Origin of the sequence: Priestia endophytica DSM 13796 (genome assembly GCF_900115845.1) — a bacterium.
GTDB lineage: Bacteria > Bacillota > Bacilli > Bacillales > Bacillaceae_H > Bacillus_I > Bacillus_I endophytica.
Window position 1 is genome coordinate 1 of sequence record NZ_FOXX01000007.1, and the last position, 26334, is coordinate 26334.

Below are 26334 nucleotides of genomic sequence, written 5' to 3' on the forward strand. Positions count from 1 at the left end.
TGTCTGGTAACCATAGCCAAGAGGTCACACCTGTTCCCATGCCGAACACAGAAGTTAAGCTCTTGAGCGCCGATGGTAGTTGGGACTTTGTCCCTGTGAGAGTAGGACGTTGCCAGGCTAACCATATTCCACAGTAGCTCAGTGGTAGAGCTATCGGCTGTTAACCGATCGGTCGTAGGTTCGAATCCTACCTGTGGAGCCATTTGGAGAGCTGTCCGAGTGGTCGAAGGAGCACGATTGGAAATCGTGTAGGCGGCTAACGTTGTCTCAAGGGTTCGAATCCCTTGCTCTCCGCCACTACTCAACTTATGGCCCGTTGGTCAAGCGGTTAAGACACCGCCCTTTCACGGCGGTAACACGGGTTCGAATCCCGTACGGGTCACCATTATTACTATACATAGACTACTGTTTTTGTGGAGGATTAGCTCAGCTGGGAGAGCATCTGCCTTACAAGCAGAGGGTCGGCGGTTCGAGCCCGTCATCCTCCACCATTTAAACAACATATCGCGGGGTGGAGCAGTCTGGTAGCTCGTCGGGCTCATAACCCGAAGGTCGTAGGTTCAAATCCTGCCCCCGCAACCAAAAGGTCCCGTGGTGTAGCGGTTAACATGCCTGCCTGTCACGCAGGAGATCGCGGGTTCGATTCCCGTCGGGACCGCCATTATTTAAAAATTATATACGGCTCAGTAGCTCAGTTGGTAGAGCAATGGACTGAAAATCCATGTGTCGGCGGTTCGATTCCGTCCTGAGCCACCATTTATCATGTTTGACAATGAAGATGGAGGGGTAGCGAAGTGGCTAAACGCGGCAGACTGTAAATCTGCTCCCTCTGGGTTCGGCGGTTCGAATCCGTCCCCCTCCACCATTTCTTACAGGGGCATAGTTTAAAGGTAGAACAGAGGTCTCCAAAACCTCCGGTGTGGGTTCGATTCCTACTGCCCCTGCCAAATTAAAATGGCGGTTGTGGCGAAGTGGTTAACGCACCAGATTGTGGCTCTGGCACTCGTGGGTTCGATTCCCATCAATCGCCCCATTTAGTTTACATATAAAATACATATTATGCTTTCAAGCATCATATAAATGGGCTATAGCCAAGCGGTAAGGCAACGGACTTTGACTCCGTCATGCGTTGGTTCGAATCCAGCTAGCCCAGCCAATATGCGGAAGTAGTTCAGTGGTAGAACACCACCTTGCCAAGGTGGGGGTCGCGGGTTCGAATCCCGTCTTCCGCTCCATCTACTTTAAGACGGCGGCATAGCCAAGTGGTAAGGCAGAGGTCTGCAAAACCTTTATCACCGGTTCAAATCCGGTTGCCGCCTTTTTTTGTATCTGCTATTTCTAGCAGATTTGTTTTTTATATGCCGGTGTGGCGGAATTGGCAGACGCGCACGACTCAAAATCGTGTTCCTCTGGAGTGTCGGTTCGAACCCGACCACCGGTATCAGATATTATAGTGAGATTAAGACTTCAACGATTATGTTGAGGTCTTTTTTTGTTCTTGTTTAACATGATAAAATAAGCTTGAATTGTGTACATATAGTTGTGTGCTTTGAAATGTATTAATAAGAGGAAGTAGAAAATTCATATAGAGATTAGTAAGAGTAAATTCTTGCAAGAGGAAGTCTTTGAAGCGTTTCTCAAAATTCATAATTTAAATATCATACATATAAAGGAGAAGATGGGAAATTATAAAAGTGGTTAAAAAACACTTTTGCAAATGTTTCAAATGAGGTGGGTGTCCCGTATCGTTGCGGGTATGAAAGATATATCAATATGTAAATGGAGTGGAGCATTATGTCCTTTAATGGAAGGGTTGTTGTTGTAACAGGAGCTGCAAATGGAATTGGGAAAGAAGTATCAAAGCAATATGCAGCAAAAGGAGCAAACGTTATAATAGCTGATTTTGATGAAGTAGAAGGAAGAAAGCATGAAACGCAAATTCGTCAAGCCGAAGGCAAAGCAACGTTTATTAAAACAGATGTAAGAAATGAAAAGGAAATTATCAACTTAATGACAGAAGCTGTTCGTACATATGGCAAGATTGATATTTTAGTAAATAACGCTGGCGTTACGAGATGGAAATCTCCTTATGATTTATCCATTGAAGAATGGGATGACATAATTAATACAAACTTACGAAGCGTATTTTTATGTTCCAGGGAAGCAGCAAAGGAAATGAAGAAAAATGAAATGGGTGGCTCTATTGTGAATATGGCCTCAACAAGAGAGGCAATGTCAGAACCACATACAGAAGGATATGCGGCAACAAAAGGGGGAATTGTGGCCTTAACGCATGCATTAGCTATTTCCTTTGGTGAGGATAAAATTACCGTGAATGCCATTTCACCAGGATGGATTGAAACAGATGATTATGAATCATTGCGTGATATTGATCATACTCAACATCCATCGCAACGAGTAGGAAAACCAAGTGATATTGCAAAAGCTTGTTTATATCTAACACATCCTGACAATGATTTCGTAACAGGGACAAACCTTGTTGTAGATGGTGGAATGACACGAAAAATGATTTATGAACATTGAAAGCAGGAGCATTCCTGCTTTTTTTTGTAAGGAAAAGTGAGGAGCTCGGAAACATTTGATGAGGTATTCAACCTTTTAATAGATTTCCTCCTATTTATAAACGCTCTTTTACAAATCTTCTTTGATAACTTACTTATGTCTATATTTATTATCAAAATGATAAGAGACGTTAAAGTAAAAACATTTATCATTTACAATAAAACGCATTCACTCTAACATAAAAAGTAACAAAGATAATAGAGGTGGAATCTACATATGCTCACCTCAAGCATTAATTCTTACGTAGATTTCGAAACCACATAAAGAATAGTTTAAGGAGGAAAATGAAGTGAAGAAAATCATTAATAATCCTGAAAATATTGTTATGGAAATGTGCAATGGAATTGTAATGGCTCATCCTGAGCTTGAGCTTCTAAAGAAATATAAAGTGATTAAGAAAAAAGAAATGAACTACAACAAAGTGACGTTAATTAGCGGTGGTGGAAGCGGTCATGAACCATCACATGCTGGACTGGTTGGAAAAGGTATGTTAGATGCAGCGGTATGTGGAGATATGTTTGCTTCTCCTTCTCAAATTCAAGTCTATCAAGCTATTAAAGCAACAGAGGGTAAAAAGGGCACACTACTAATCATTAAGAACTATAGCGGAGATATTATGAACTTTAAAAACGGAGCTCACTTAGCTTCAGAAGACGGCATTAATGTTGAATATGTTCGTGTTGATGATGATATTGCGGTAGAAGACAGTCTATATACAGTTGGTCGCCGTGGCGTAGCTGGCGTTGTGCTTGTACATAAAATTGCTGGTGCTGCAGCCGAAGAAGGGAAAGACTTGTTGGAAGTGAAGGCCATTGCAGAAAAGGCAGTGGAAAATGTGCGCAGTATAGGAGTTGCTCTTACATCTTGTACATTACCTGCAAGCGGTTCTCCAACGTTTGAGATTGATGAGGATGAAATGGAGTATGGTGTAGGAATTCATGGAGAGCCAGGCATTAAACGAGAAAAAATTGCAAGTGCTGATGAGTTAGCAGCACGTATGGTGCGTGATTTACTAAAAGATTTAAACATAGAAGGTGAAGAGATAGCAGTATTAGTAAATGGATTTGGTGGAACGCCATTGCAGGAGCTTTATCTTTTTAACAATGCAGTAGCAAGAGAGTTCTCTAATCGAAATATAAAAGTTAACCGAACTTTTGTTGGAAATTACATGACAAGCATTGATATGGCTGGTGTGTCACTATCTATTATGAAATTGGACGATGAATTAAAAACATTGCTTTCTAATAAATCAGATGCACCAGCATTTAAGGTAGATGGACCTGTTCAGCGAGTAGAGTATGCAGGTGTTGAGGAAGAAGAAACAGCAGGGCCTGTTCATTTTGAAGTAGAGACAGAAGAAGAGTATCGTGTTGTTAAAGACAATGTAATTTCGTTAGGAAATATAATTTATCTTGTTGATAAAATGAGTGAAGTGATTATTAAAAACGAGTTAGCTTTTTGTAAGTTAGATTCTCATGCAGGTGACGGTGATTTTGGGACAAGTGTTGCTAAAGGGTTTAGACAGTTGAAACGTGAGTGGAAAACAATTATCAATGAAGAGTCATTAAGCATAGGTAGTTTTTTAGATAGCAGTTCAATAGTTATTATGGAACATTGTGGAGGAGCTTCTGGTCCAATATGGGGTGGTGCTTTTAGAGCAGCAGGTAAGGCTGTAGGAGAGAAACGTGAATTAACAGTGCAAGAGTTTTCTGACATGCTTCAAGCTGTTGTAGAGGGAATACAAGACATTGGAGAGCGTTCATTTGGTAGAGGAGCAGAAGTTGGCGATAAAACACTCGTGGATGCGCTTGTACCATGTGCTGATGCTTGGAAAGAGTGTGCAGAGCATGGTGAGGATATGAAGACAGCCTTCCATAAAGGAGCAGAAGCGGCTGTAAACGGAGCTGAGAAGACAAAAGAAATAGTGGCTCGAATGGGACGGGCTGGTACTGTTGGGGAAAGAAGCTTAGGCCATCCTGATGCAGGAGCGCATGCTTTAGGCGTTATTTTTACAGAACTATCTCATTCTTTAAAGTAGAGCATTTGTCCGGGGAGATTCCCCGGACTTTTTTTCTTTGGAAGAGAGACTTAGTGAAGAAGATTTTGCAATGCCTTTCCATACAGCTTCACGGGAACGTTATCTTTAGCAATAAAATGAAAAATAGCCATACCATTTTCTAAAGAAAGAATTGTCCAAGCTAGCTCTTCAGAAGATAGCTTGGATTTTTCATCCGTCTTGACATCCATTTGTTGGATAAGTTTTGAAATCTGTTCAACAGATTCTAGAATCAGTTCTGTCCACTTCCTACGAACAGATTCATTTCTCATTGCATATAAAAGGAACTCCATGTTTAAGATACTCCATGCTTGGTTTTGCTGTCTGTCTAAATCAAAATAGTCTTCCATTTTTGAAAATGGTGTGTGTCCTGAAAGGCTAAAAATTCACCTTGCACATGTAAAATACAATTCATTTCTTTTATATTTATTAATCTTCCAGAACTAAAACATCTAGCTGCTGTGCTGCTTTACAATCATATAGAGAGATAAGATCGATAAGAAGATAAGCATCATATTCTCTGATTGCTTCTGCAACAGCCTCTAGGTCATCAAGTAGGTATAAGGTATTTTCTTTACAACATAGCTCTTCCATATATTTAAAAAGAAGCGCATTTTCTTGGAGTGGATGTATATTGAAGCCGTTTGCTAATACTTCAACGGCGCTTTTTACAAAATGATTTCCCAACGATTAGACTCCTTTATAAAATGATAAATGATGGTTATTTTTTAAAAGTTTTCTTTCACTAATACTTTTTCCAATTGAAGTTGAAAAAGTTCTGTTTGGAGAGGATCTTTTAATACTTCTTCAATATTAGTTCTTTCAATAAAATTTCTTACTTCTGTATTCGCTTGAAATAGTGTTCCATATCTATTCACTATTTCTTGAAACCATTTCTCTTTTTTTAGCCTTTTAAATTTAGAATTAATAAGCTTACTTCTGCGTGATGGGACAGAGGTTAAAACTCCTTCAAGAATACTAAACAATAGGTTAGCCATTGTTGTTCCTCCTTTTGTTTCTTCAATATCTGTACTAATAAGACGGAGATAGTAAATGGAAGTTTCACTACAATCAGGAAAAGGGACAGTTTTTATTTTATAAGATACGTCATTTCAACTTAAACTAGAGGTTATAAAGGAAAGGGGTCTTATTTAATGAAGGAGAACATTCGAGAATATACGTTAAAAAATGAGAAGTTAACGGTTAAGTTTATGAACTATGGTGCTTATATTACTCACGTCTTATTGGAAAACGGGCAAAATGTTGTAATGAACTATGCTGATATTGATAGTTATTTTGATGATAAGCACTGTTTGAATTGCTTCGTTGGTCCTGTTATTGGACGAATTGCAAATGCTGAATTTACGCTCGAAGGAAAAGAATATAAGCTTGAAAAAAATGAGGGAGAACATAATTTGCATAGCGGGTCTGCTAACTTAGCTACGAAGTTTTGGGATGTAGATGTAAGCGAAGAAGACACTTGTGCTGTTCTTACATATCAAACAAAAGACGGAGAAGGTGGATTTCCTGGCAATGTTGACGTTTCTGTCACTTATAAACTAGAAGGCGAGACGCTAGTTGTTAAAACAGAAGCGGAAACAGACAAGCCAACTCTTTTTGCGCCATCCCTTCATTTTCATTTCAATCTTGAACATTTTGAAGAAGGCATTGAGAATCACCTGCTGAAAATCTCTTCGCAAAAGTTTACAGAATTAACAGAGGAAGTTATACCAACCGGAACATTACTCAATGTAGAAGATACACCATTTGATTTTCGAGAGGAAGTCAAGATAGGAAGCTTTATCACGAAAGATGACCCCCAGCTTAACATTGAAGGTGGATATGATCACGGGTTTTTACTTCAAGACAAAGAAGTTGTGCTGAAAAATAAAAATAAGACAGTTGAACTTCATGCAACAACAACAGAGCCAGCCGTTGTGATTTATACAAACAATGGATTAACCGAAAAAGAGAAAATCAATGAAGGAAGGGATGGCTTTAAACATGGGGCTATTTGCATTGAACTGCAGAAATTACCTGATGCGATTCATCATGAAAATTTCCCTAGTGCTGTTCTTTATCCCGAAAAGCCGTTTCAAGAGGAAAGCCGTTATACATTTCGACTAAAACAGTAAAAAGAAGCACTTTAAAGTGCTTCTTTTTAAATTTTAACTGATTCATTTTGAGCATTCCACGTTCTTTTCCACGTTTGCTGGGCAACAACAAGAACGGTTAAAGCAACGAGAATAATTGCCGAAAAGGCGATGAAACCTGTTGCATACGTATTTGTTGTACTTTTTAAAGTACCGAGCAAGTTTGGAACAAAAAACCCTCCAATCCCGCCAGCAGCGCCAACAATTCCTGTAATCATACCAATTTGCTTTTGAAAACGCTGTGGAACGAGCTGGAATACAGCGCCATTTCCCATACCAAGACAGGCCATAGCAACGAATAAAATGGCAATTGCAAGCCCAAGCCCTGGGAGTTGTGCAACACCAAACATACAAAGAGCAGCACCGATATATAAGAACATAAGAATGCGTGCTCCACCAAATTTATCAGAAAGCAAACCACCGATTGGGCGAACGAAGCTTCCTGCTGCAACGCAAAGTGTTAGAAAGTCTCCTGCTGCAACTTTACTTAAACCATACTGGTCAACGAAGAAAATGCTTAAGAAGCTTGTAAGGCCAACAAATCCACCAAATGTTACGCTATAGAGAAGACAGAAAAACCATGTATCTCGATATTTAAAAACTTTAAGATAATCTTTTAAAGGTTGTGGAGCAGGCTGTGAAGGAGCGTCTTTTGCTGTAAAGATAAAGATTAAGAATACGAGTAAAAGAGGGATAATAGCCATTCCCATTACACCGTGCCATCCATATACTTCAGCAAGGCGAGGGCCAAACAATGTAGCTAGAAGGGTTCCGCTATTTCCTGCTCCTGCAATCCCCATTGCAAGTCCTTGAAGATGTGGTGGATACCAACGACTTGCCATTGGTAAAGCAACAGAGAAGCTTGCACCTGCAACACCAAGCAAAATCCCGATTATGTACAGCTCTCCTATTGTATTTCCAAACTGCCATCCAAGCACAAGCGGAACTAGTGTAGCACACATGCCGATAATAGCTGTTTTCCTTGGACCAATACGGTCTGTTAACATTCCTAAAAGAATACGGAAAATAGATCCTCCCAAAATAGGAATAGCGACAATTAAGCCTTTTTCACTTGGAGAAAGCCCAAAATCATTCGTAATATAAACGCCTAATGCACCGAGCAGTACCCAAATCATAAAACTAACGTCAAAGTATAAAAAAGCTGAAAATAATGATGGAGCATGACCACTTGTTTTCAATTGAGATAATTTCATTATTGTTCCTCCCTCTAGTGATAAGTTTCAGATGACCTTCAAACTTAATAAAGATGTACGAAAAGGATATCTTTTTTTATTTATACTATCTGTGAAAAAATTAATAAATTGATATGTAAGGAAATGTAACGTGAAATAGGCGTTTTTTCGTAGTGGTTAGAAATATGGTTAGTTAATTTAACTAATGCGGAGAAGCTTTTTTGGATAAAAAGTACAGTTGGTTGACTCGGTGTTTAAAAGTTTCGTACACTGACGAATAGATAAGAAAAAGAAGGTGTTAGGCTATGTTAGAACAGTTTGGAGTTTCTGAGCTTGTTTCACAAATGAAAGCGAAAAAACTTTCTCCAGTTGAAGTAACAGATTACTTTTTAAAACGCATTGAAGATCATAACGATAAAATTAATGCGTTTGTAACACTAAATGAAAATGTAAGAGAAGAAGCAAAGAAAGCGGAAGAAAGATTAATAAAAGAAGAAAATGTAGGGGATTTTCACGGCATTCCAATTGCTATAAAAGATTTAACTTTAACAAAGGGAATTCGTACAACGTTTGGTTCACCTGCTTTTCAACACTATATTCCAGATCGAGATGCTGTAATTGTTGAACGATTGAAAAGGGCCGGAGCTATTGTGATTGGAAAAACAAACACGCCTGAGTTTGGTCATATTGGAACAACAGACAACCTATTGTTTGGAGCAACCAAAAACCCATGGGACGTTTCTAAAACATCAGGAGGATCGAGCGGTGGCTCTGCTGCAGCTGTTGGAGCTGGGCTTGTACCAATTGCAGAAGGAAATGACGGGGGAGGATCTATACGGATTCCAGCCAGCTTTTGCGGAGTATACGGATTCAAGCCTACATACGGGGCTATTCCAAATACAAATAGCACAGCAAATGCTTTTGGTTCAACAGCGCCATTTGCCAATCATGGCGTTTTGAGTCATTCGCCACTGGATGCTGCTTTGTTTCTAGAAAACACACAAGGACCTTCCACAAGAGATCCTTTTTCGTTGCCTGCGTATAATAAAGAGGTAAGTCAAAAACTTAAAGGGAATTTAAAAGGAGTTAGAATCGCTTATACTGAAAACTTTGGTCTTTATGAAGTGGACAAGGAAGTTGCTCATATTGTTGAAAGTACGTTGTCAAAGTGGGAAGAGCTTGGTTGTACAGTTGAGAAAATTGATATGGATTTCGGCATGAACCTTGAGGAGTTTATCACCTTTTTCACAAGTATGTGGTATTCATCAGCAGCTGCTGGAAGCGGGCCTCTTTTAAATGAAAATCCAGAGTGGGTGTCAGATTCCTATAAAGCAATGATTGAGGAAGGAACAAAATTAAATGCTGTGCAATATAAAAATCTTGATCCAATCCGGACCTCTATTTGGAACAAAATGCAAGATTTTTTCGGCTCGTATGATTTAATTTTATCTCCAACGCTTGCTGTTCCAGCTTTTGATTACAGATTGCTTGGCCCTGATAAAATTAACGGTAAGAAAATCAGTTCTGTTTCAGACTGGTTGTTAACGCATTTATATAATACAACAGGATTTCCAGCAGCATCACTTCCTATTGGTTTTTCCGCCTCAGGGTTGCCAATTGGTCTTCAAATTGCCGGGAATCGATTTCAAGATGAGTTGGTGCTGCGTGCTTCCTATGCTTATGATGAGAAATATAGTGAACGAAAGCGATTTCCGTTTTAATCAAAGAAGGTTAGGAGAAAATCCTAACCTTTTTTTAGAGAAGAGCCAATAGCTTAATTTATGAATAACTTCTTGTATATTTAATTCTTTTTGATGAATTATTCAACCTCACTTCAAATGTCATTTGTAAAGTTTTTTAAAAAATTTTTAAAAAAACTCTTGCAATCTTAACGAAAAGTTAATATAATATTAATTGTCAGGTAGTTAAGAAACAAAAAAAGGACATGCGGGTGTAGTTTAGTGGTAAAACCTCAGCCTTCCAAGCTGATGTCGTGAGTTCGATTCTCATCACCCGCTCCAATAATACATAACCTAACCATCAATTACGTGTGCAACGCAGTGTTTCGTTTGATAATCAACGAAGCATTGCGTTTTTTATTATTTTTAAAAGAAAAGCGCTGGTTTTTAAGAGATAACCAGCGCTCTTCCTTCTCCACCGTGGATTTGATTAAACATTTGCTGAAGAGAAGAAAGTAATCGTTCTGCATTATCGAGGTCTGTTGAAGGTTTTAGATAGACAATTTGCAGAGCATTTTTTGTTGTTGCCGTAACTTTTGTTCGGACAGAATCAACATAAGGACTGCCAAAAGCACCTTGATTATCAAGCGAAACAATACTGTTTGAAAACGTCACATTACGTCCGTTCAGGCCTTCGTAATGAGCATTTTCATCGCCAATTGTAATAAGAATATCGCCTTCTAAGGCATCGAAATCATAGAGACCTATTGGTACTTGATATTCTAAGGAGAAGAAATTATTTAAGTCTACTCCGGAATGGACAGGCTGTAGGTATGTATGTTTTTTGATACGTCTGTACAATGCCTCAATTGAAGGGCGATAGCGGCTTGGATCAGTCCCAACCGTTTTAAATACTTGGCGCCATTCTTTAATTCCCTCGAAGTCTGTGACGTTTTTATCTTGTAAATCAAAATGAATTGATTCTTGGAATAACTGAAGTCTTCCACGCAGCATTTGGGGTGACTCCCCAATTTCGATGTTGTTGTATTGGATAACACCTACTTTAAAACCAGGAACTTTCTCAATAAGTGTATTAGAAAGTTTGATTTCCATTGGATTCCATCTCCTTTTTCAGTTCATTTCCTTTAGTATAAAGGGTAGAGAAGAAAACTACCAAATTTAAGTCTTAAACAGAAAGGAGGATTGGGATGTATATTAATCAACTTAAAGAAGAAGTTATTGCTTATAGTAAAGAAATTGGTATTGATAAAATCGGATTTGCGAGTGCTTCAACATTTCAAACGTTAAAGAACCGGCTTGAACGTCACAGAGAGCTTGGGTATGAATCTGGATTTGAAGAGAAAGATTTAGAAAAAAGAACAAATCCAGATCTTTTATTAGAAGAAGCAAAGTCTATTATTGCAATTGCCGTTGCTTATCCATCGAAAATGAAAGATGCTCCGCGCGGGACGAAGGAAGATCGTCGCGGTATTTTTTGTCGTGCTTCATGGGGGCATGATTATCATAACGTACTTCGCGACCGTCTTAATAAATTAGAAGCGTTTATTAAAGAAAAAGTACCGAGTGCACGGTTGAAATCAATGGTTGATACAGGAGAACTTTCAGATCGCGCTGTTGCTGAGCGAGCGGGGATTGGCTGGAGCGGAAAGAACTGCGCTATTATTACGCCTGAATTTGGTTCATATGTTTATCTTGGGGAGATGGTTACAACTCTTCCATTTGAACCAGATCAGCCTGTTGAAGATGGCTGCGGTACGTGTAATAAATGTATTGATGTTTGTCCAACAGGTGCTCTTGTGCAAGGTGGACAATTGAATTCACATCGCTGTATTGCGTTCCTTACACAAACAAAAGGATTTTTACCAGATGAATTTCGGACGAAAATTGGCAATCGCTTGTATGGGTGTGACACATGTCAGACGGTTTGTCCTGAAAATAAAGGAAAAGATTTTCATCTTCATGCTGAATTAGAACCAGACCCTGAAATTGCTAAACCAAAGTTAAAACCGCTTCTTCAAATGAGCAATCGCGAATTTAAAGAGAAATATGGTCATGTTTCAGGTTCATGGAGAGGAAAGAAACCGATCCAACGTAATGCCATTATTGCACTTGCTCATTTTAAAGACGAAACAGCGGTTCCAGAGTTAATAAAGCTTTTAAAAGGTGATGTGCGTCCTGTTATTAGAGGAACGGCAGCATGGGCGCTAGGGAAAATCGGAACAAATGAAGCAGTAAGAGAATTAGAAACGGCTCTTTTAAAAGAAAAAGAGGAAGAAGTTATTGAAGAAATTAAGAAAGGGTTACGCCTTGTAAATAGTTAGCCTTTTTCCATCATAAGCTTTTAAGGGGTGATAAAGCTTATGAAAACAAAACGATATATTCTTCAGCTTTTAACAGAAGCAAGGGTGGCAAGCTATGCAAATGGAGAGATACGTAATGATTTCTGGACCCTTATTGAAGACCAATGTGAACGGAAGAAGGCTTCGCTAGAAAAAAGGGGAGCAATGATTGTTAAGTGTCAGGCAAAAGGGGCAGTTTCTTCTTATCGAGAAGAAGGAGAAGAAACGTTTGTCGAGTACAACGTTCATTTGAAGTCTTTTATTAAGCAAGGTGACTTCTTTTACATGGAAGAAAATGTGGAAAAACGCAGTGCTCAGTTTTTTAAAGATACGCTTGTAAAAGATGAAGAGCATAATCCATTTATTAAAGACACGAAAAGCAAAGCAGACTTGAAGTTTGAAGAAGTTGATATCCGCGGAACATATAATCGTTTGCAAGCTGTTCAATATGCGGAGCTTTGGTGGCAGGAACGAAATCCGCAGTATCATACATTTGAAGTGAATTGCACAAACTATATTTCTCAATGTCTTCACGAAGGCGGAATCTCGATGAGAGGGTATCCAAATCGTTCTAAAGGCTGGTGGATGCAAAATGATTCATGGAGCTACAGCTGGTCTGTTGCTAATGCTTTTCATCGCTTGCTGAAAAGTGGAGGACTTGGAGCGAAGGAAGTAGGAAGTGCCCAACAACTTATTCCAGGTGACGTTATTTGCTATGATTTTGAAGGCGATCGTAAGTGGAATCATACAACAATTGTTGTAAATCGGGATTTAAATGGTATGCCACTTGTGAATGCTAACACGTACGACAGCAGGATGCGTTATTGGGACTACAAAGACTCAACTGCTTATACGCCAAATATTAAATACGCTTTTTTTCATATTAATCCATAACCTTTAGTGGTATAATGATGGATAGATTTTTTTGTAGAGGTGACAATTGTGGGATTAAACGTTGTTTTATATCAACCAGAAATTCCGGCTAACACTGGAAACATTGCTCGTACATGCGCAGCAACAGATACAACATTACACTTAATTCGTCCATTAGGATTTTCGACAGACGATAAAATGTTAAAAAGAGCAGGACTTGATTATTGGCAGCACGTAAAAGTTGTTTATTATGATTCACTTGACGAACTATTTGAGAAAAATAAAGACGGCGATTTTTATTTTATTACAAAGTTCGGTGACCAAAACTATATGAAGTACGGGTTTGATCAACCTGATAAAGATTATTTCTTTGTGTTTGGTCGTGAAACAAATGGTCTGCCAGACTATATTCAAGAAAAGTATGCTGACAAATGCTTACGCTTGCCAATGAATGATAAAGTTCGAGCATTGAACTTATCAAATACGGCAGCTATTCTTGTGTATGAAGCACTTCGTCAACAAAATTTTGCTCATTTAAAATAAAAATAACCCTAGCTAGAGGCTAGGGTTATTTTTTAATTCTTCTACAACGTTTTGAATAAGCTGAACAACTGCTTCAGGTTGATCAATATGAAGGGCATGCCCTGCATTTTGAATAATCATTCTTTTACTATTTACAGAAAGGCGAGTAAGGTCTCGCTGAAACAAATCCCATGCTGCAAAAGAGGCTTCTGTATGGTAAGAAGGTAAGCTTGCACTTGCTATAATGAGTGGGATATCTTCTAAAGAATGACAATTACGAATTTGCTCTAGACTTTCTTCGAATTCTTCTAAAGAAGCTTCACTTCCTTGAGCAGAGAACTGTCCAAAATATCCTTCTTTTACTTCTTCGCTAAACAAAGGAGCCATCACTCTATTTTGATCTTCATGACAAGAATCTAAGAGAATCACTGCTTCTACTTCTTTAGGATATGTATGAGAAAATAATCTCACATTTGCTCCTCCGAAAGAATGACCAATAAGAATATAGGGAGGTTGGATATTAGCTTCTTGTAGCAGAAGGCGCAGATTTTCTACGCATTGTTTGCTGTGCTGTGGACGTCCATCATACGTGCTTTCTCCAATTCCTGCACGGTCATAGAAAAAGCAATTTGCAAATTCACTTACTTTATCTTTAATAGAATCCCAATAGACTGAAGGACATCCATAGCCAGATTCAAATATAAGCGTGGGCTGTTCTTTTTTTACATAAGAGCGTTCATAATATAATTCAATTCCGCCAATATCTCTTTTTTGGATTTGTCTTACTTGCATTCTTTCCACACTCCTATTCTGTAGTTGGTATAAATATGGTTGCTAACGTAAGTTTTGTTCGACCTTCATGAGGTTCTTTAGAAGAGAACTCTTCCATTAAAGCTTTATAACGGGCGAAAAAATCTTTTTTCTCTTCTTCTGTTAAATGAAAAGGTGTAAATCCGTAGCCAAAATCTTTCGTTTTGTTTTCATTTAATAAATAATTTTGTACTTCTGTTAAAAGATGCGTATGATATGTCATAAAGAAACGAAGATGTTCTTCATTTGAATAAGCTTGGAATTCTTCTTTAGAAATATTAACAGCACTTTTTACTGCTCCATATACTTTTTCAACAGATCCTTTAACCATCTTTTCTTCGATCACTTGAATGAGCTCTTCTTTGAGCAAGGTCTGGAGCTGGCGATACATTGTAGCTTGTGGAACGTCTTTTAGTTTATGAATCAGCCCATAAGCTGTCATGTTTTCTTCAACAAGAGCCTGAACAATTCTCATTCTTACAGGATGGAGCAGTAGGTCTACTTTTTTCTTCATAAATACTATCTCCCTTACTGTTATCATTATTGATAATGGTAGTATAAAAGAAAGTAAAAGTAAAGACTTGGGTTTGGCTAACACCTACATATGTGAATGGTTTTTACCTTCATGTAGCTTTATATAACATGAACAAAAATATTTTGCTTTTATAGTTATCTTATCTGACATAAATAGTGAATCCCTTATTGTCTACTTTTATAATGTCATTAATTGTAGTAAACAGTAAACAAAAAAAGGGAGAGATCTTATTGGAAATTAACAAAAAATTTAGAAATAAATCATTAGCTTTTGTTTTGCCTTTTATGCTTCTTGTAGGATGTGGAACAACCGCGCAAGAGAAAGGTCAAGAAGATAGCAGTGTAAAGGTATCCTCTTCGGAGTCGAATGAAGAGGTAAAAGACACAAAAGCTGGAGAAAATAACAGACTTCCAAACGTTCAAATTTTAGCAACTGGAGGTACTATTGCAGGAGGAGGAGAGTCAAATACATCTACAACAGACTACAAAGCTGGGGAAGTTGGAGTTGATGAACTTATTAAAGCCGTTCCTGAAATGAAGGAGATTGCTAATGTGGATGGTGAACAAGTTGTCAATATAGGCAGTCCTGATGTAACAAATGAGATTCTTTTAAAATTAGGAAAACGAGTAAACGAGCTTCTTGCTTCAGATAATGTAGATGGAATTGTCATTACCCATGGTACAGATACATTAGAGGAAACGGCCTACTTTTTAAATCTTGTTGTAAAAAGTGATAAACCTGTCGTTGTAGTAGGAGCGATGCGACCTGCAACAGCAATAAGTGCAGACGGACCTTTAAATTTATACAATGCTGTGAAGGTAGCTTCAAGTAAAGAAGCACGAGGAAAAGGGACAATGGTTGTTTTGAACGACCGTATTGCTTCTGCTCGCTATGTGACAAAAACAAACACTACGGCTCCAGATACGTTTAAAGCTGAAGAAATGGGCTATATAGGCACAATTGCTGATGATGTTTACTTTAATAATACGATTACGCGTAAGCATACAACTGAAACGGACTTTGATATTTCAACAATCGAAAAGCTCCCGCAAGTTGATATTTTGTATGGGCACCAAAATGAAGGAAATTATTTATTCAAAGCAGCGGTTGATGCAGATTCGAAAGGAATTGTTTATGCAGGTTCAGGAAATGGATCAATGTCAGAAGTAGCAGACGAAGCTGCGAAAGAAGCGGAAGATGCGGGTATAGAGATTGTTAGATCCTCTCGCACAGGAAATGGAGTTGTAACACCTAAAGACTATATTTCTGCTAATTCCTTAAATCCTCAAAAGGCACGAATTTTACTTATGCTCTCTTTAACAAAAACGGAGGATAAAGAGAAGATTCAGCAATACTTTGATGAATATTAATCAGTAGACTAGAGAAAGCAAAATCTTAGTGTTAAAGATTTTGCTTTCTTTTTTAATTTGTGCAACTTCCGCGGGTGATTGATCACAAAAAAAGAAAAAGACAAGGGAATGTTTTCCCTTGTCTCTCATATGTTAAAAACACGCTTCTATTTTCGTTTAACAGTCTGTTTGTCGTTATAACCTGCTGTAAAGATAGCTGATAAGAAAGCTAAGCTGACACCAATCATAATCAATGTATGCATTGTTTGACATCTCCTTTCTTAAGCTCATTATAACGAATGAAGCGCTTTCTGTGAATGTGATTATGGACAAAATTTAGCAATTATGTATTTAAAGAGCATGTTCAAGATTTTTGATGCATAGAGTGTATTAATCTCGTTTTCTAGCATTGACGGTAGGAGGAGGTCCTGTTAATGGATATATTAAAAAAGGTGGAACAGTATAGAGAAGAAGAACAGCGCTTAAAGTGGGAAGGTACGTTTGGTGAGTATTTAGAGATGGTAAAGGAAAACCCTTGGATTGCTCAATCAGCACATGCTCGCGTTTATAACATGATTAAAAGCGCAGGAACAGAAAAAGTGAATGGAAAGAAGAAATATAACTTTTTTAGTGAAAGTTTATTTGGTCTTGAGGATTCGCTTGAGCGTTTAGTTGAAGAATACTTTCATCCAGCGGCGAAACGTCTTGATGTAAGAAAGCGTATTTTACTTCTCATGGGACCTGTTAGTGGCGGTAAATCAACGCTTGTAACAATGCTTAAAAGAGGACTTGAGCAATATTCTTTAACAGATGAAGGTGCAGTGTATGCGATCAAAGGATGCCCGATGCACGAAGATCCGCTTCATTTAATTCCACATCACCTTCGTGACGATTTCTTCAGCGAGTATGGTATTCGTATCGAAGGAAACTTGTCGCCGTTAAATACAATGCGCGTTGAACAAGACTATGATGGACGCATTGAAGACGTAATTGTTGAACGTATTTTCTTTTCAGAAGATAAGCGAACAGGGATTGGAACATTCAGTCCATCAGATCCGAAATCTCAGGATATTGCAGATTTAACAGGAAGCATTGATTTTTCAACTATCGCAGAGTATGGTTCTGAATCAGATCCACGGGCATACCGATTTGATGGAGAATTAAATAAAGCAAACCGAGGAATGATGGAGTTTCAGGAGATGTTAAAGTGTGATGAGAAGTTTCTTTGGCATCTTTTATCATTAACACAAGAAGGAAACTTCAAAGCAGGGCGCTTTGCATTAATTAGCGCTGATGAACTTATTGTGGCTCATACAAATGAAACAGAGTATCGCTCATTCATTGCAAATAAGAAGAATGAAGCATTGCATTCCCGAATTATTGTTATGCCTGTTCCATATAACCTCAAGGCAACAGAAGAAGAGAAAATTTATGAAAAAATGATTAGCGAAAGTGATGTATCTGACATCCACATTGCTCCACATACATTGAAAGTTGCTTCAATGTTTACAATTCTAACTCGTTTAAAAGAACCGAAAAAAGGCGATATTGATCTAGTGAAGAAGATGCGCCTTTATGATGGCCAATCTGTTGAAGGCTATAATGAAGCAGATGTAGAGGAATTAAAAGCAGAGCATGCTGATGAAGGCATGAGCGGTATTGATCCACGTTATGTTATTAACCGCATATCTTCTACAATTATTCGAAAAGAAATGTCTACAATTAATGCTCTTGATGTGCTTCGTTCCTTAAAAGAAGGGCTTGCACAGCATGCTTCAATCACCAATGAAGACAGAGAGCGTTACTTGAACTATATTTCACTTGCCCGTAAAGAGTATGACAACATTGCGAAAAAAGAAGTTCAAAAAGCTTTTGTCTACTCTTATGAAGAATCCGCTAAAACTTTAATGGATAACTATCTTGATAATGTTGAAGCATACTGCAATAAAAATAAGCTTCGCGATCCGTTAACAGGAGAAGAAATGAGTCCAGATGAGAAGCTTATGCGCTCCATTGAAGAACAAATTGGAATTTCAGAAAATGCGAAAAAAGCATTCCGTGAAGAGATTCTCATTCGTATTTCTGCCTATGCTCGCAAAGGAAAACGTTTTGACTACAATTCTCATGAACGTCTTCGTGAAGCTATTCAAAAGAAACTTTTTGCAGATTTAAAAGACGTAGTGAAAATTACCACTTCATCGAAAACACCTGATGAGCAACAGTTGAAGAAAATTAATGAAGTTGTCGCACGCTTAATTGATGAGCATGGATACAATTCTACGTCAGCAAATGATCTACTTCGTTACGTTGGTAGTCTTTTGAACAGGTAGCACGCTTATACCCCCACTGTTTAGCGATAAGTGGGGGTTTTCTTTTCATCACAAACAGGTTGTCCAACTAGAAAGATAATTATCTAAAAAGTTTGTCAATTTTAGGGTAGTTTTGCATAGTATAGAGTAATAAACGCTTTAAGAGAGAGGAAGTCAGCATATTATATGCTGTTGAACTAGAAATTGTGAATATCGTGATTAATGGCTAACCAGATATTTTTCTGAGTTAGCCAAGTTTTTCTAAACATGTAAGGAGGGTACAAAATGAAAAAAGAAGATAAGCAAAGTTTTGCGATCTCACAGGAAAACTGGTCCCTCCACCGAAAAGGCTACGACGACCAAAAAAGACATCAGGAAAAGATTCAAGAAGCTATCAAAAACAATCTTCCAGATTTAATCTCAGAAGAAAACATTATTATGTCTAATGGTCGTGACGTTGTGAAAATCCCGATTCGTTCTCTTGACGAATATCGTATTCGCTATAACTACGATAAAAACAAACACGTTGGTCAAGGAAATGGAAAAAGCAAAGTCGGAGATGTAGTAGCAAGAGATGGCTCAGGTGGGCAAGGCCAAAAAGGTGCAGGGAAAGGGCAAGGAGCAGGAGATCAAGCAGGAAATGATTATTATGAAGCAGAAGTATCCATTTTAGAGCTTGAAGAGGCATTGTTTTCGCAGCTTGAGCTCCCGAACTTAAAACGTAAAGAAAATGACGAAGTTACAATTGAACATATTGAATTTAATGACATTCGTCGAACAGGTCTTATGGGCAACATTGATAAAAAAAGAACGATGCTTTCTGCTTATAAGCGAAATGCGATGACAGGAAAGCCAAAATTCCATCCGATTTATCCAGAGGATTTAAAATTTAAAACGTGGAATGAGGTTCAGAAACGAGAATCCAAAGCAGTTGTACTTGCAATGATGGATACAAGTGGTTCGATGGGAATATGGGAGAAATATATGGCCCGAAGCTTTTTCTTTTGGATGGCTCGTTTCTTACGTACAAAGTATGAAACTGTAGATATTGAATTTATTGCTCATCATACAGAAGCTAAAGTTGTTACAGAGGAAGAATTTTTCTCAAAAGGAGAAAGCGGTGGAACGATTTGCTCGAGTGCTTACCGAAAAGCTCTTGAGCTTGTAAATGGTAAATACTCGCCAGAGCGATATAACATTTATCCGTTTCATTTCTCAGATGGAGATAATTTAACATCTGATAACGCTCGCTGTGTGAAACTTGTTGAAGAGCTTATGAAAGTGTCTAACATGTTTGGTTATGGAGAAGTGAATCAATATAACCGTCATTCAACACTTATGAGTGCTTACCGAAACATGAATGATCCAAAGTTCCGCCACTTTATTTTAAAACAAAAAGCAGACGTTTTTCATGCAATGAAAAGCTTTTTCCGAAAAGAAGAAGATGGCACGAAATACGCATAGAAGCAGGCAATTTGCCTGTTTCTTTTTTTGGAGAAAAACATTAAGAAAAAATTGGAACTGAAATACCTGTTTAGTTTTGGCTCATCACGTGTACATAACTTATAAATCACTTTAATTAAGGAGTGATAAACAAGTTGATTACGAGAAAGACGCTGTGGATTAGCAGTTTAATTTCTGGATTAGGAATCACCACAGCCTTTGCATTAAGAAAAAGAAAAAGGAAAAAACGTAAAACCTTGAACAGGAGAAGAACAAAGTATTTAACAATGAATGAAGATAAGGCTTATGGTAATGAAACATATCAATACTATAGAAAACGTTTCCAGGGAGGGAAAGCACATGACTAAACAAGCAAAAAGTCAAACAGAAAAGAAAAGTGGAACTCGAAAAGGAACGACAAAACAAAGCAAATCTTCACAAGAAAAAAATGAATTAACGCTAGATTCATTGAAAGACGTTTTATCTGAAGTAGAACAAGAAGATGCGAAAGAAATTCTTCAATCTCTTATTGGAGAGTTATCACAAGAAGATCGTCAAGAAATCCGAAGCATGTTTCAAGATGAAGAAAGTAAAGAGAGCAAGGAAAGCGATGACTCTGTACAAGAAGCGCTATCTTCTCTCGATGAGAAGCTTTCACAAGTGTTAGACAACATTGAAAAATTAAGCGATGATTTCTCTTCTTCACAACAATCAGGTGGAGAAAAAACAGAGAAAGACGGCCTTATCGACAAAATTATTACGCTTCTAAATGGGGAATCAAAAGAAAGTGGAAGTATCGATGAAGTGAAAGACCTTGTTGGTCAACTTGATAGTGAAGGAAAAGATGGATTAATTGATAAGCTTATTACACTTTTAAATGGGGAATCAAAAGAAAGCGGAGGCAGTGATGACGTAAAGAACCTGCTGAGTCAGCTTGATGGAGGAGAAGAAATCGCGGATCAATTAAGCGATGAGCAGCTTCAGTCTTTGCAAGATAAACTTTCAGATGGAAAAGAAGAAAGTGAAGAGGAAGATTCAGACGACTCAGATGATGAAGATCAGGAGAAAAGCGGAATTAGCAATGAAGATCTTCAAAAAATGCTACAAGATTCAGATTCAAAAGACAGCGGCGAGCTGCTCGGCCAGCTAACAGATCAGCTTAGTGATGATCAAATCAATGCTTTAACAGAGAAGTTGTCGGCTGGAGGAGATGAGGCGAAAAACCTTCTGAAGCAGCTGACATCTGGAGACGTGCAGAACGTTGCCCAAGGATTAACAGGAAATCTGCTTGGCGGTAATGATAGCGATGATGGCGGTGATCCTGTTGAACAGTTAACAGCACAGCTTCAAAACTTAGGGAATGATACAAGCGGAGTGAAGACAAGCTCTGACATTAAAGGGGCAAATGACATTAAAAACGTTACATCTTCTAAAGGAAAAAAACAGTAAAAATAAAGGAGTGATGCAAAATGGCTGCCATTCAGAAAAGTACTGATGGCTCAAGTCTTGCAGAAGTTGTTGACCGTATTCTCGATAAAGGGGTAGTAATTGATGCTTACGCAAAAATTTCTCTTGTTGGAATTGAGCTTATTACAGTAGAAGCCCGAGTTGTTATTGCAAGTGTTGATACATGGTTACGCTATGCTGAAGCTGTTGGTTTAATCCGAGATGATCTAATGGATGAAGGGGAATTCCAACTTCAGCAACCAAGCAATGCTAGAGAAAGAGGATAAGAAAACAAAAGCCAGGGCAGCTCTCTGCCTTGGCTACTCCATTCATTAAGGGGACTTATAAAGATGAGTATGAGAAAGATTTTAGATGAAATTCATGTGTTTTTTGAGGAATATATTAATCCTCCACACAAAGTGATTTCAGTTAAACCAAATGATGAAGGATGGGAAGCTTTTGTGGAAGTGCTTGAAGAGCGAGAGTATATGAAAGCATACGCAAAAGATGAGCTCATTGGGATCTATCATACCCAAGTAAATGAGGAAATGGAAGTCGTTTCTTTTGAACGAAGAAGTCTTAGACCACGCAGTGAAGTAATTGTTCCTGATTAGTCTTCTTCGCGTATTTGAGAAAGGAGAAGAATGATGAAAAATGGAAAAACTACAAGAACGACTCAACAACGAATTTATTCTTTATCCAGAGTTAGAGGACCTAGCAGATCGTGCTGTTGACTATTTATCCGCACGTTTTCCAGTTCATTTTACAGGACCATCTGGAGTCGGAAAAACATCGCTTGCTCTTTATGTAGCAAGTCGAATGAATCGCCCACTAACTTTTTTGCAAGGAAACTATGAAATGAGAAATGAAGATTTAATTGGTGGAATGAGCGGTTACACGAGTAATAAGACAGTAGATAATTTCGTTCGCTCTGTTCGGAAACAAGAAGAGAAACTAACGGAAAATAGAGTTGATGGTCGCTTAGTAAGAGCTGTGAAAAATGGTCATACCGTTGTGTACGATGAATTCACGAGATCAAAACCTGAAACAAACAATTTGTTTCTATCCGTTGTTGAAGAAGGAATTCTTCCCTTATACGGTATAAAAGATGAAGAATCTCATATTCCAGTTCATCCCGATTTCTCCATCATTTTTACGAGCAATCCTGAGGAATACGTTGGTACTTATCGAACACAGGATGCGCTTCAAGACCGAATGATTACAATTGATGTAGATACAGTAGATGAGCGAACAGAGGCTTACATTTTAAAAGACCGCACAGAAGTTAGTGATAGAGAAGCAGCTTTTATTATTACATTTATGAAAAAGATCCGTTCAAAATGTATGGAAAATGGAGAAGTTGGTCCTGGTCTGCGTTCATCTATTATGATTGGCTCTATTGCCCAAAAAGCAAAAATTGAGATTAACCCAGACAATGAACGATTTCAAAAACTGATTTTTGACATTATTGAATTTACCATTCATAGAAATTTGGGGTATAAAAGTAAAGAGCAAACTCGTAATTATCTTGTAAGAGAAATGAAAAAACTATGGGGAGGAAACTAAGATGAGTGAAGAATTAGGGAAGTATCCATTTTGTATTATTAAAAAAGATAGTGTAGATGATTTAGGAAGGGCTGTACTTGATGGAGAAGAACGTCAGCTGTTAGCCATCCCTTATAAAGAATTTGCAATGATTGTAGCCGAGGCACCTATTAAAATTTATCACCCTAAAAAAGAAAATGTCATGAACCATCAAAATACGATTTCAGCTGTTATGGAGCAAACAGATGTGATTCCAATGAGTTTTGGTAACGTATTTCAATCAGAAGAAGATATTGAGCTTTTACTCCAAAATTTATATGAAAACCTTCAAGAGCTTTTTCCGCAAATCGAAGGCCGATTTGAAGTTGGGTTAAAAGTTATTGCGAAAAAAGAATGGCTACAGGAAGAGATGAACAATCAGTCAAAAGCCCAGAAGTTAAAGAAAAAAATCGAAAACAAATCAAAAGAAGCATCTTACTATGACAGAATTGAGCTTGGAGATTTTGCTAGAAACTTTATGAAAAGCAAAGGGGAAGAAGCCGCGCAAGCCATTTTCCTACCGTTAGCTGAGATTGCAGCTTCGGCTAAACAAACGCAAACACTAGGAGAAAAAATGCTTCTTAATACTTCATTTCTTGTTGAAACGGAAAAAGAAAAAGAATTTGATGCTAAAGTAAACGAGCTTTATGAACAGTGGGAAGATAAAGTAGAGTTTAAATATACAGGACCATGGCCTGCTTACAACTTTATTGATATCAAACTAGAGGCAAGGAAAGTTCAATGATTCAAAAAATCGTTACAGGGCCAATTGATCTTGTTGTAAAGATCGGAGAAAAAATTAAAGAGGAAGCAGACAGACAGCTCTACGATATTAACCACATCCAGCAACAGCTCATGAATCTGCAAATGATGCACGAAATGGAAGAGATATCAGAGCGTGATTATGAAGAAAAGGAACAGGAGCTTCTAGAACGATACGAAGTTGCAAAGCGACGTGAGCAAGAGCAATGGGAAGAGATGAAAAACTCAAAGTAAGGAGGATACACATTGAAAACTGCCACAAGTACGAAATTAATTTACGTATATGGATTTGTTCCTTCATCTGAAGTTACAGAAGGAAAGTTGGAATCTTTTGTAGGATTTGATGGAGAACATCCTATATACACCCTAGAACAGCAAGGAATCACTGCTATTGCCTGCAAATTAAATGATGAGCATTATAGTGAAGAGACATTAGAAAAGAAAACAGAAGACATGAAATGGCTTCATGAAAAAGCCCTGCATCACCATGAGACGCTTAAAAAGTTGAATAAAGAATATACACTTTTACCGCTGCATTTTTGCACAGTTTTCAAAAGTGAAGAAAATGTGCAAGAGAAGATGAGTTCAGTGAACAAAGAACTTTCTAAGCTTTTTAAGGAGCTTGTAGGAAAAGAAGAGTGGACGCTAAAAATATATAGCGATGAAAAACAGTTAAAGCCTTATGTTGAAGAAAATAATAAAGATATAAAAACCAAAAGTGAGGAAATTAAGTCACTATCAAAAGGAAGACAGTATTTTGAACGTAAGAAGTTAGAGCGGTTATTACAAGAGAAAATTAGTGAAGAGAAAAAGAGACTTTCAAAAGAAATTCATGAAGAGCTAAGTGCTTTAACAAGTAAGTCAGGAATTAAAAAGAATTGGAATCAAAAGGTAACAGGACGACAAGATGAGATGAGCTGGAACAGTGTTTATCTTATTAAAGAAGGCGATGTCAAACGCTTTTTAGATGAAGTCGGAAATTTAGGAGAAAAATATAAGACGTACGGATTACAGCTTGAAGCAACAGGACCATGGCCTTGCTACTATTTCGCCAAAGTAGAAGGAGAGTGATGGGAAGTGGGTGAAGAAGTAACTGTTGAAGATAGACATCAGGAAGTAACATTACTTGATATTCTTGACGTTATTTTAGATAAAGGAATCGCACTTCGAGGTGAGCTCGTTATTTCGATTGCCGATATTGATCTTGTGTATTTAGATTTACGTGTCCTCGTTGTAGCCGTTGAAAAAATGATGACTTTATCAACAAACACGATTGAAGGGGGTGCAAAAGAATATGGGAGCACTTAAGCAAGACAAGGGGCGAATTGAGCTTGATCCCGAAAATGCCGAGCAAGGTTTAGCACAGCTTGTTCTTACATTAGTAGAGCTCATCAGGCAGCTTGTTGAACGCCATGCGATGCGTCGTGTTGAAGGGGGATCTTTGACAGATGAGGAAATTGAGAAGCTTGGAACAGCCCTTATGAACTTGGAGATGAAAATGGAAGAACTAAGAGAGATATTTGATCTTGATGAAGAAGATCTAAACATTAATTTAGGCCCTCTTGGTAACTTAATGTAGCAAAGGAGTGTGAACAATGGAACATTCTTCAAATTCAGCTACAATTGTAGATGTATTAGAAACAATTCTAGATAAAGGAGTTGTAATCGCAGGAGACATTAAAGTTGGTTTAGCAGATGTTGAACTTTTAACAATTAAAATTAGGCTTGTTGTTGCTTCAGTTGATAAAGCGAAAGAAATGGGAATGGACTGGTGGGAAACTGATTCATATTTTTCTTCAAAAGCAACAGAACAGCTTGAGCATCAAAATTTAAAATTAAATGAACGAATTGAGCAATTGGAGAAAAAATTAGAAACAAAAGAAATTGAGGGTGAGAAAAAATGAGAGGAATAAAATTATACCATTGGAAAGGAAAAGAGAAAATGGTTCGCTCTTATCCTTTTCAATGGTATAAACAGTCTATTCGTTTAGATGAAGAATATATCCTTTACCACGGATAACTTCAATCGTGAAATCATTATGAAGTTTTCTTCTCATTCGATAAACAAGAGCATTTAGCTCTTCTGCATGAACATCAGGGACTCCGTCCTCTAAAAGTTCACGCTCAGGCCATACTTCTTTTTTTATATCTGTTTTTAAAACAAACTCATTTAAAGAATGAGCAAGCTTATAGAAGAAAAGAAATTCCTTGTCGGAAAGCGTACATGTTTGTTTTTTATATGTGACAGTTTGTTTGATTTCATCCATTGTAAAAGGTAAAGAAGTACCATTACAGTGAATCATTTCATGTGAAATAGGTTGGAAATCAAGCGTTTGATCAAGATCTAATGAAGAAAAATGTAAAACTACTGTTTCATTTGCAGCTGAAATTATATCACCATGCTTTAATGTAAAAGGTAAGTGTGGAGTTAAAGGACGTCCGTTTACCTTTGTTCCATGCTTGCTGTTCAAATCAACAATGGAAGCTTGTCCACTGCAATACTGAATGGCGAAATGTCTTCTTGAAACGAAAGCATTCGAAAAAGCGATATCAGGTTTTGAGTTTGTTCCAACTCTACCAAATAAAATTTCAAACTGATCTACATATATATATGCTCCTTGTGTGAAAGGTTCTCCACACTCAACGAACAATTTTGGATAAGTATCCATTGGGACGA

The 26334-nt window shown here is 37.7% G+C and carries 28 protein-coding genes, 15 tRNA genes and 1 rRNA gene; 36 read left to right on the forward strand and 8 right to left on the reverse strand.

Annotated features, from left to right (window positions below):
* Positions 1 to 2 precede the first annotated feature (2 nt).
* The 17 genes from rrf (at position 3) to dhaK (ending at position 4621) form a co-directional block, all read left to right on the forward strand.
* Positions 3 to 118, forward strand: a 5S ribosomal RNA gene (gene rrf / locus BM012_RS13740).
* Between the two features lie 9 nt (positions 119 to 127).
* Positions 128 to 202: transfer RNA gene (locus BM012_RS13745), tRNA-Asn, on the forward strand.
* Positions 203 to 205: 3 nt separating this feature from the next.
* A tRNA-Ser gene (locus BM012_RS13750) sits at positions 206 to 297 on the forward strand.
* A gap of 13 nt (positions 298 to 310) precedes the next feature.
* Positions 311 to 385, forward strand: a tRNA-Glu gene (locus tag BM012_RS13755).
* Positions 386 to 415: 30 nt separating this feature from the next.
* Positions 416 to 491 (forward strand) — tRNA-Val (locus tag BM012_RS13760).
* Between the two features lie 14 nt (positions 492 to 505).
* Positions 506 to 582 (forward strand) — tRNA-Met (locus BM012_RS13765).
* Between the two features lie 3 nt (positions 583 to 585).
* Positions 586 to 661: transfer RNA gene (locus BM012_RS13770), tRNA-Asp, on the forward strand.
* A 19-nt stretch (positions 662 to 680) separates the two neighbouring features.
* Positions 681 to 756 (forward strand) — tRNA-Phe (locus tag BM012_RS13775).
* A 24-nt stretch (positions 757 to 780) separates the two neighbouring features.
* Positions 781 to 865, forward strand: a tRNA-Tyr gene (locus BM012_RS13780).
* Positions 866 to 873: 8 nt separating this feature from the next.
* Positions 874 to 947 (forward strand) — tRNA-Trp (locus BM012_RS13785).
* Positions 948 to 957: 10 nt separating this feature from the next.
* Positions 958 to 1033: transfer RNA gene (locus BM012_RS13790), tRNA-His, on the forward strand.
* A gap of 48 nt (positions 1034 to 1081) precedes the next feature.
* Positions 1082 to 1156 (forward strand) — tRNA-Gln (locus BM012_RS13795).
* Between the two features lie 4 nt (positions 1157 to 1160).
* Positions 1161 to 1235 (forward strand) — tRNA-Gly (locus BM012_RS13800).
* A gap of 13 nt (positions 1236 to 1248) precedes the next feature.
* Positions 1249 to 1319, forward strand: a tRNA-Cys gene (locus BM012_RS13805).
* 41 nt (positions 1320 to 1360) lie between these two features.
* A tRNA-Leu gene (locus BM012_RS13810) sits at positions 1361 to 1441 on the forward strand.
* Positions 1442 to 1794: 353 nt separating this feature from the next.
* Positions 1795 to 2544: a glucose 1-dehydrogenase gene (locus BM012_RS13815; RefSeq protein ID WP_061803165.1), complete on the forward strand. Its 750-nt coding sequence runs from the start codon at positions 1795 to 1797 to the stop codon at positions 2542 to 2544.
* 328 nt (positions 2545 to 2872) lie between these two features.
* Positions 2873 to 4621, forward strand: a complete 1749-nt coding sequence (gene dhaK, locus BM012_RS13820; protein WP_061803166.1) for a dihydroxyacetone kinase subunit DhaK — start codon at positions 2873 to 2875, stop codon at positions 4619 to 4621.
* 50 nt (positions 4622 to 4671) lie between these two features.
* Here dhaK and BM012_RS13825 read toward each other — a convergent pair whose 3' ends face one another.
* The 3 genes from BM012_RS13825 to BM012_RS13835 all read right to left on the reverse strand — a co-directional run bounded on the left by BM012_RS13825 (position 4672) and on the right by BM012_RS13835 (position 5637).
* The gene (locus BM012_RS13825; protein WP_061803167.1) at positions 4672 to 4932 is read right to left on the reverse strand and encodes a hypothetical protein; all 261 of its coding nucleotides are present in this window, start codon (positions 4930 to 4932) and stop codon (positions 4672 to 4674) included.
* A 136-nt stretch (positions 4933 to 5068) separates the two neighbouring features.
* Positions 5069 to 5326, reverse strand: coding sequence for a hypothetical protein (locus tag BM012_RS13830; protein ID WP_061803168.1), 258 nt, complete (start codon positions 5324 to 5326; stop codon positions 5069 to 5071).
* A 41-nt stretch (positions 5327 to 5367) separates the two neighbouring features.
* Positions 5368 to 5637: a hypothetical protein gene (locus BM012_RS13835; protein ID WP_061803169.1), complete on the reverse strand. Its 270-nt coding sequence runs from the start codon at positions 5635 to 5637 to the stop codon at positions 5368 to 5370.
* A gap of 156 nt (positions 5638 to 5793) precedes the next feature.
* On the opposite strand from BM012_RS13835, the gene BM012_RS13840 reads away from it, so the two are divergent.
* Complete coding sequence (locus BM012_RS13840) at positions 5794 to 6774, forward strand: aldose epimerase family protein (RefSeq protein WP_061803170.1); 981 nt, start codon at positions 5794 to 5796, stop codon at positions 6772 to 6774.
* A 26-nt stretch (positions 6775 to 6800) separates the two neighbouring features.
* Here BM012_RS13840 and BM012_RS13845 read toward each other — a convergent pair whose 3' ends face one another.
* Positions 6801 to 8006, reverse strand: coding sequence for a NarK family nitrate/nitrite MFS transporter (locus tag BM012_RS13845; protein ID WP_061803171.1), 1206 nt, complete (start codon positions 8004 to 8006; stop codon positions 6801 to 6803).
* A 284-nt stretch (positions 8007 to 8290) separates the two neighbouring features.
* Here BM012_RS13845 and BM012_RS13850 point away from each other — a divergent pair, with 284 nt between their 5' ends.
* Positions 8291 to 9706 carry an amidase gene (locus BM012_RS13850; RefSeq protein WP_061803172.1) on the forward strand — a complete coding sequence of 472 codons (1416 nt, stop codon included), beginning with the start codon at positions 8291 to 8293 and terminating at the stop codon, positions 9704 to 9706.
* 226 nt (positions 9707 to 9932) lie between these two features.
* Positions 9933 to 10006 (forward strand) — tRNA-Gly (locus tag BM012_RS13855).
* A gap of 105 nt (positions 10007 to 10111) precedes the next feature.
* Here BM012_RS13855 and BM012_RS13860 read toward each other — a convergent pair.
* On the reverse strand, positions 10112 to 10777 hold the full coding sequence (locus BM012_RS13860) for a B3/B4 domain-containing protein (RefSeq protein ID WP_061803173.1): 666 nt from the start codon (positions 10775 to 10777) through the stop codon (positions 10112 to 10114).
* 95 nt (positions 10778 to 10872) lie between these two features.
* Here BM012_RS13860 and queG point away from each other — a divergent pair, with 95 nt between their 5' ends.
* The 3 genes from queG to trmL are packed head-to-tail and all read left to right on the forward strand — an operon-like array spanning position 10873 to position 13440.
* Positions 10873 to 12006, forward strand: coding sequence for a tRNA epoxyqueuosine(34) reductase QueG (gene queG, locus BM012_RS13865; RefSeq protein ID WP_061803174.1), 1134 nt, complete (start codon positions 10873 to 10875; stop codon positions 12004 to 12006).
* A 39-nt stretch (positions 12007 to 12045) separates the two neighbouring features.
* Positions 12046 to 12918, forward strand: coding sequence for an amidase domain-containing protein (locus BM012_RS13870; protein ID WP_061803175.1), 873 nt, complete (start codon positions 12046 to 12048; stop codon positions 12916 to 12918).
* A 48-nt stretch (positions 12919 to 12966) separates the two neighbouring features.
* Positions 12967 to 13440 (forward strand): tRNA (uridine(34)/cytosine(34)/5-carboxymethylaminomethyluridine(34)-2'-O)-methyltransferase TrmL, encoded by a 474-nt coding sequence (trmL, locus tag BM012_RS13875; protein ID WP_019393994.1) that lies wholly within the window; start codon positions 12967 to 12969, stop codon positions 13438 to 13440.
* A gap of 12 nt (positions 13441 to 13452) precedes the next feature.
* Here the strand turns inward: trmL and BM012_RS13880 are convergent, their stop codons facing one another.
* Together BM012_RS13880 and BM012_RS13885 are read right to left on the reverse strand one after the other, a co-directional pair.
* Positions 13453 to 14211, reverse strand: a complete 759-nt coding sequence (locus BM012_RS13880; protein ID WP_061803176.1) for an alpha/beta fold hydrolase — start codon at positions 14209 to 14211, stop codon at positions 13453 to 13455.
* A gap of 13 nt (positions 14212 to 14224) precedes the next feature.
* Positions 14225 to 14743 (reverse strand): helix-turn-helix domain-containing protein, encoded by a 519-nt coding sequence (locus BM012_RS13885; protein WP_061803177.1) that lies wholly within the window; start codon positions 14741 to 14743, stop codon positions 14225 to 14227.
* 305 nt (positions 14744 to 15048) lie between these two features.
* Here BM012_RS13885 and BM012_RS13890 point away from each other — a divergent pair, with 305 nt between their 5' ends.
* The 13 genes from BM012_RS13890 to BM012_RS13955 all read left to right on the forward strand — a co-directional run bounded on the left by BM012_RS13890 (position 15049) and on the right by BM012_RS13955 (position 25561).
* Positions 15049 to 16134 (forward strand): type II asparaginase, encoded by a 1086-nt coding sequence (locus BM012_RS13890; protein WP_061803803.1) that lies wholly within the window; start codon positions 15049 to 15051, stop codon positions 16132 to 16134.
* A gap of 413 nt (positions 16135 to 16547) precedes the next feature.
* Positions 16548 to 18443 (forward strand): PrkA family serine protein kinase, encoded by a 1896-nt coding sequence (locus tag BM012_RS13895; RefSeq protein WP_061803178.1) that lies wholly within the window; start codon positions 16548 to 16550, stop codon positions 18441 to 18443.
* Between the two features lie 264 nt (positions 18444 to 18707).
* Positions 18708 to 19886, forward strand: a complete 1179-nt coding sequence (gene yhbH, locus BM012_RS13900) for a sporulation protein YhbH (protein ID WP_019393988.1) — start codon at positions 18708 to 18710, stop codon at positions 19884 to 19886.
* Positions 19887 to 20225: 339 nt separating this feature from the next.
* A complete protein-coding gene (locus BM012_RS13910; protein ID WP_061803180.1) occupies positions 20226 to 21314 on the forward strand; it encodes a hypothetical protein in 1089 nt (362 codons plus the stop codon).
* A 20-nt stretch (positions 21315 to 21334) separates the two neighbouring features.
* Complete coding sequence (gene gvpA, locus BM012_RS13915) at positions 21335 to 21598, forward strand: gas vesicle structural protein GvpA (RefSeq protein WP_061803181.1); 264 nt, start codon at positions 21335 to 21337, stop codon at positions 21596 to 21598.
* A 63-nt stretch (positions 21599 to 21661) separates the two neighbouring features.
* On the forward strand, positions 21662 to 21925 hold the full coding sequence (gvpO, locus tag BM012_RS13920; protein WP_061803182.1) for a gas vesicle protein GvpO: 264 nt from the start codon (positions 21662 to 21664) through the stop codon (positions 21923 to 21925).
* A gap of 40 nt (positions 21926 to 21965) precedes the next feature.
* Positions 21966 to 22877, forward strand: a complete 912-nt coding sequence (gvpN, locus tag BM012_RS13925; protein ID WP_082802505.1) for a gas vesicle protein GvpN — start codon at positions 21966 to 21968, stop codon at positions 22875 to 22877.
* Between the two features lies 1 nt (position 22878).
* On the forward strand, positions 22879 to 23640 hold the full coding sequence (locus BM012_RS13930; RefSeq protein ID WP_061803183.1) for a GvpL/GvpF family gas vesicle protein: 762 nt from the start codon (positions 22879 to 22881) through the stop codon (positions 23638 to 23640).
* Positions 23637 to 23891, forward strand: a complete 255-nt coding sequence (locus tag BM012_RS13935) for a gas vesicle protein GvpG (RefSeq protein ID WP_061803184.1) — start codon at positions 23637 to 23639, stop codon at positions 23889 to 23891. Before BM012_RS13930 ends, BM012_RS13935 begins: the two co-directional genes overlap by 4 nt.
* A 12-nt stretch (positions 23892 to 23903) precedes the next feature.
* A complete protein-coding gene (locus BM012_RS13940; RefSeq protein WP_061803185.1) occupies positions 23904 to 24728 on the forward strand; it encodes a GvpL/GvpF family gas vesicle protein in 825 nt (274 codons plus the stop codon).
* A gap of 6 nt (positions 24729 to 24734) precedes the next feature.
* Positions 24735 to 24965 carry a gas vesicle protein gene (locus BM012_RS13945; RefSeq protein ID WP_061803186.1) on the forward strand — a complete coding sequence of 77 codons (231 nt, stop codon included), beginning with the start codon at positions 24735 to 24737 and terminating at the stop codon, positions 24963 to 24965.
* Entirely contained in the window at positions 24952 to 25236 is a 285-nt protein-coding gene (locus BM012_RS13950; RefSeq protein WP_019393978.1) for a gas vesicle protein K, read from the forward strand. The genes BM012_RS13945 and BM012_RS13950 overlap by 14 nt, the downstream gene beginning before the upstream one ends.
* 16 nt (positions 25237 to 25252) lie before the next feature.
* Positions 25253 to 25561 carry a gas vesicle protein gene (locus tag BM012_RS13955; RefSeq protein ID WP_019393977.1) on the forward strand — a complete coding sequence of 103 codons (309 nt, stop codon included), beginning with the start codon at positions 25253 to 25255 and terminating at the stop codon, positions 25559 to 25561.
* 75 nt (positions 25562 to 25636) lie between these two features.
* Here the strand turns inward: BM012_RS13955 and BM012_RS13960 are convergent, their stop codons facing one another.
* Positions 25637 to 26326 (reverse strand): FHA domain-containing protein, encoded by a 690-nt coding sequence (locus BM012_RS13960; RefSeq protein WP_061803187.1) that lies wholly within the window; start codon positions 26324 to 26326, stop codon positions 25637 to 25639.
* Positions 26327 to 26334 lie beyond the last annotated feature (8 nt).

Bases quoted from the DNA above. Each gene is read 5' to 3' on its own strand.
- BM012_RS13815 (WP_061803165.1), top strand. From the start codon at position 1,795: ATGTCCTTTAATGGAAGGGTTGTTGTTGTAACAGGAGCTGCAAATGGA.
- BM012_RS13825 (WP_061803167.1), bottom strand. From the start codon at position 4,932: ATGGAGTTCCTTTTATATGCAATGAGAAATGAATCTGTTCGTAGGAAG.
- BM012_RS13835 (WP_061803169.1), bottom strand. From the start codon at position 5,637: ATGGCTAACCTATTGTTTAGTATTCTTGAAGGAGTTTTAACCTCTGTC.
- BM012_RS13840 (WP_061803170.1), top strand. From the start codon at position 5,794: ATGAAGGAGAACATTCGAGAATATACGTTAAAAAATGAGAAGTTAACG.
- BM012_RS13845 (WP_061803171.1), bottom strand. From the start codon at position 8,006: ATGAAATTATCTCAATTGAAAACAAGTGGTCATGCTCCATCATTATTT.
- BM012_RS13850 (WP_061803172.1), top strand. From the start codon at position 8,291: ATGTTAGAACAGTTTGGAGTTTCTGAGCTTGTTTCACAAATGAAAGCG.
- BM012_RS13860 (WP_061803173.1), bottom strand. From the start codon at position 10,777: ATGGAAATCAAACTTTCTAATACACTTATTGAGAAAGTTCCTGGTTTT.
- queG (WP_061803174.1), top strand. From the start codon at position 10,873: ATGTATATTAATCAACTTAAAGAAGAAGTTATTGCTTATAGTAAAGAA.
- BM012_RS13870 (WP_061803175.1), top strand. From the start codon at position 12,046: ATGAAAACAAAACGATATATTCTTCAGCTTTTAACAGAAGCAAGGGTG.
- BM012_RS13880 (WP_061803176.1), bottom strand. From the start codon at position 14,211: ATGCAAGTAAGACAAATCCAAAAAAGAGATATTGGCGGAATTGAATTA.
- BM012_RS13885 (WP_061803177.1), bottom strand. From the start codon at position 14,743: ATGAAGAAAAAAGTAGACCTACTGCTCCATCCTGTAAGAATGAGAATT.
- BM012_RS13890 (WP_061803803.1), top strand. From the start codon at position 15,049: ATGCTTCTTGTAGGATGTGGAACAACCGCGCAAGAGAAAGGTCAAGAA.
- BM012_RS13895 (WP_061803178.1), top strand. From the start codon at position 16,548: ATGGATATATTAAAAAAGGTGGAACAGTATAGAGAAGAAGAACAGCGC.
- yhbH (WP_019393988.1), top strand. From the start codon at position 18,708: ATGAAAAAAGAAGATAAGCAAAGTTTTGCGATCTCACAGGAAAACTGG.
- BM012_RS13910 (WP_061803180.1), top strand. From the start codon at position 20,226: ATGACTAAACAAGCAAAAAGTCAAACAGAAAAGAAAAGTGGAACTCGA.
- gvpA (WP_061803181.1), top strand. From the start codon at position 21,335: ATGGCTGCCATTCAGAAAAGTACTGATGGCTCAAGTCTTGCAGAAGTT.
- gvpO (WP_061803182.1), top strand. From the start codon at position 21,662: ATGAGTATGAGAAAGATTTTAGATGAAATTCATGTGTTTTTTGAGGAA.
- gvpN (WP_082802505.1), top strand. From the start codon at position 21,966: ATGGAAAAACTACAAGAACGACTCAACAACGAATTTATTCTTTATCCA.
- BM012_RS13930 (WP_061803183.1), top strand. From the start codon at position 22,879: ATGAGTGAAGAATTAGGGAAGTATCCATTTTGTATTATTAAAAAAGAT.
- BM012_RS13935 (WP_061803184.1), top strand. From the start codon at position 23,637: ATGATTCAAAAAATCGTTACAGGGCCAATTGATCTTGTTGTAAAGATC.
- BM012_RS13950 (WP_019393978.1), top strand. From the start codon at position 24,952: ATGGGAGCACTTAAGCAAGACAAGGGGCGAATTGAGCTTGATCCCGAA.
- BM012_RS13955 (WP_019393977.1), top strand. From the start codon at position 25,253: ATGGAACATTCTTCAAATTCAGCTACAATTGTAGATGTATTAGAAACA.
- BM012_RS13960 (WP_061803187.1), bottom strand. From the start codon at position 26,326: ATGGATACTTATCCAAAATTGTTCGTTGAGTGTGGAGAACCTTTCACA.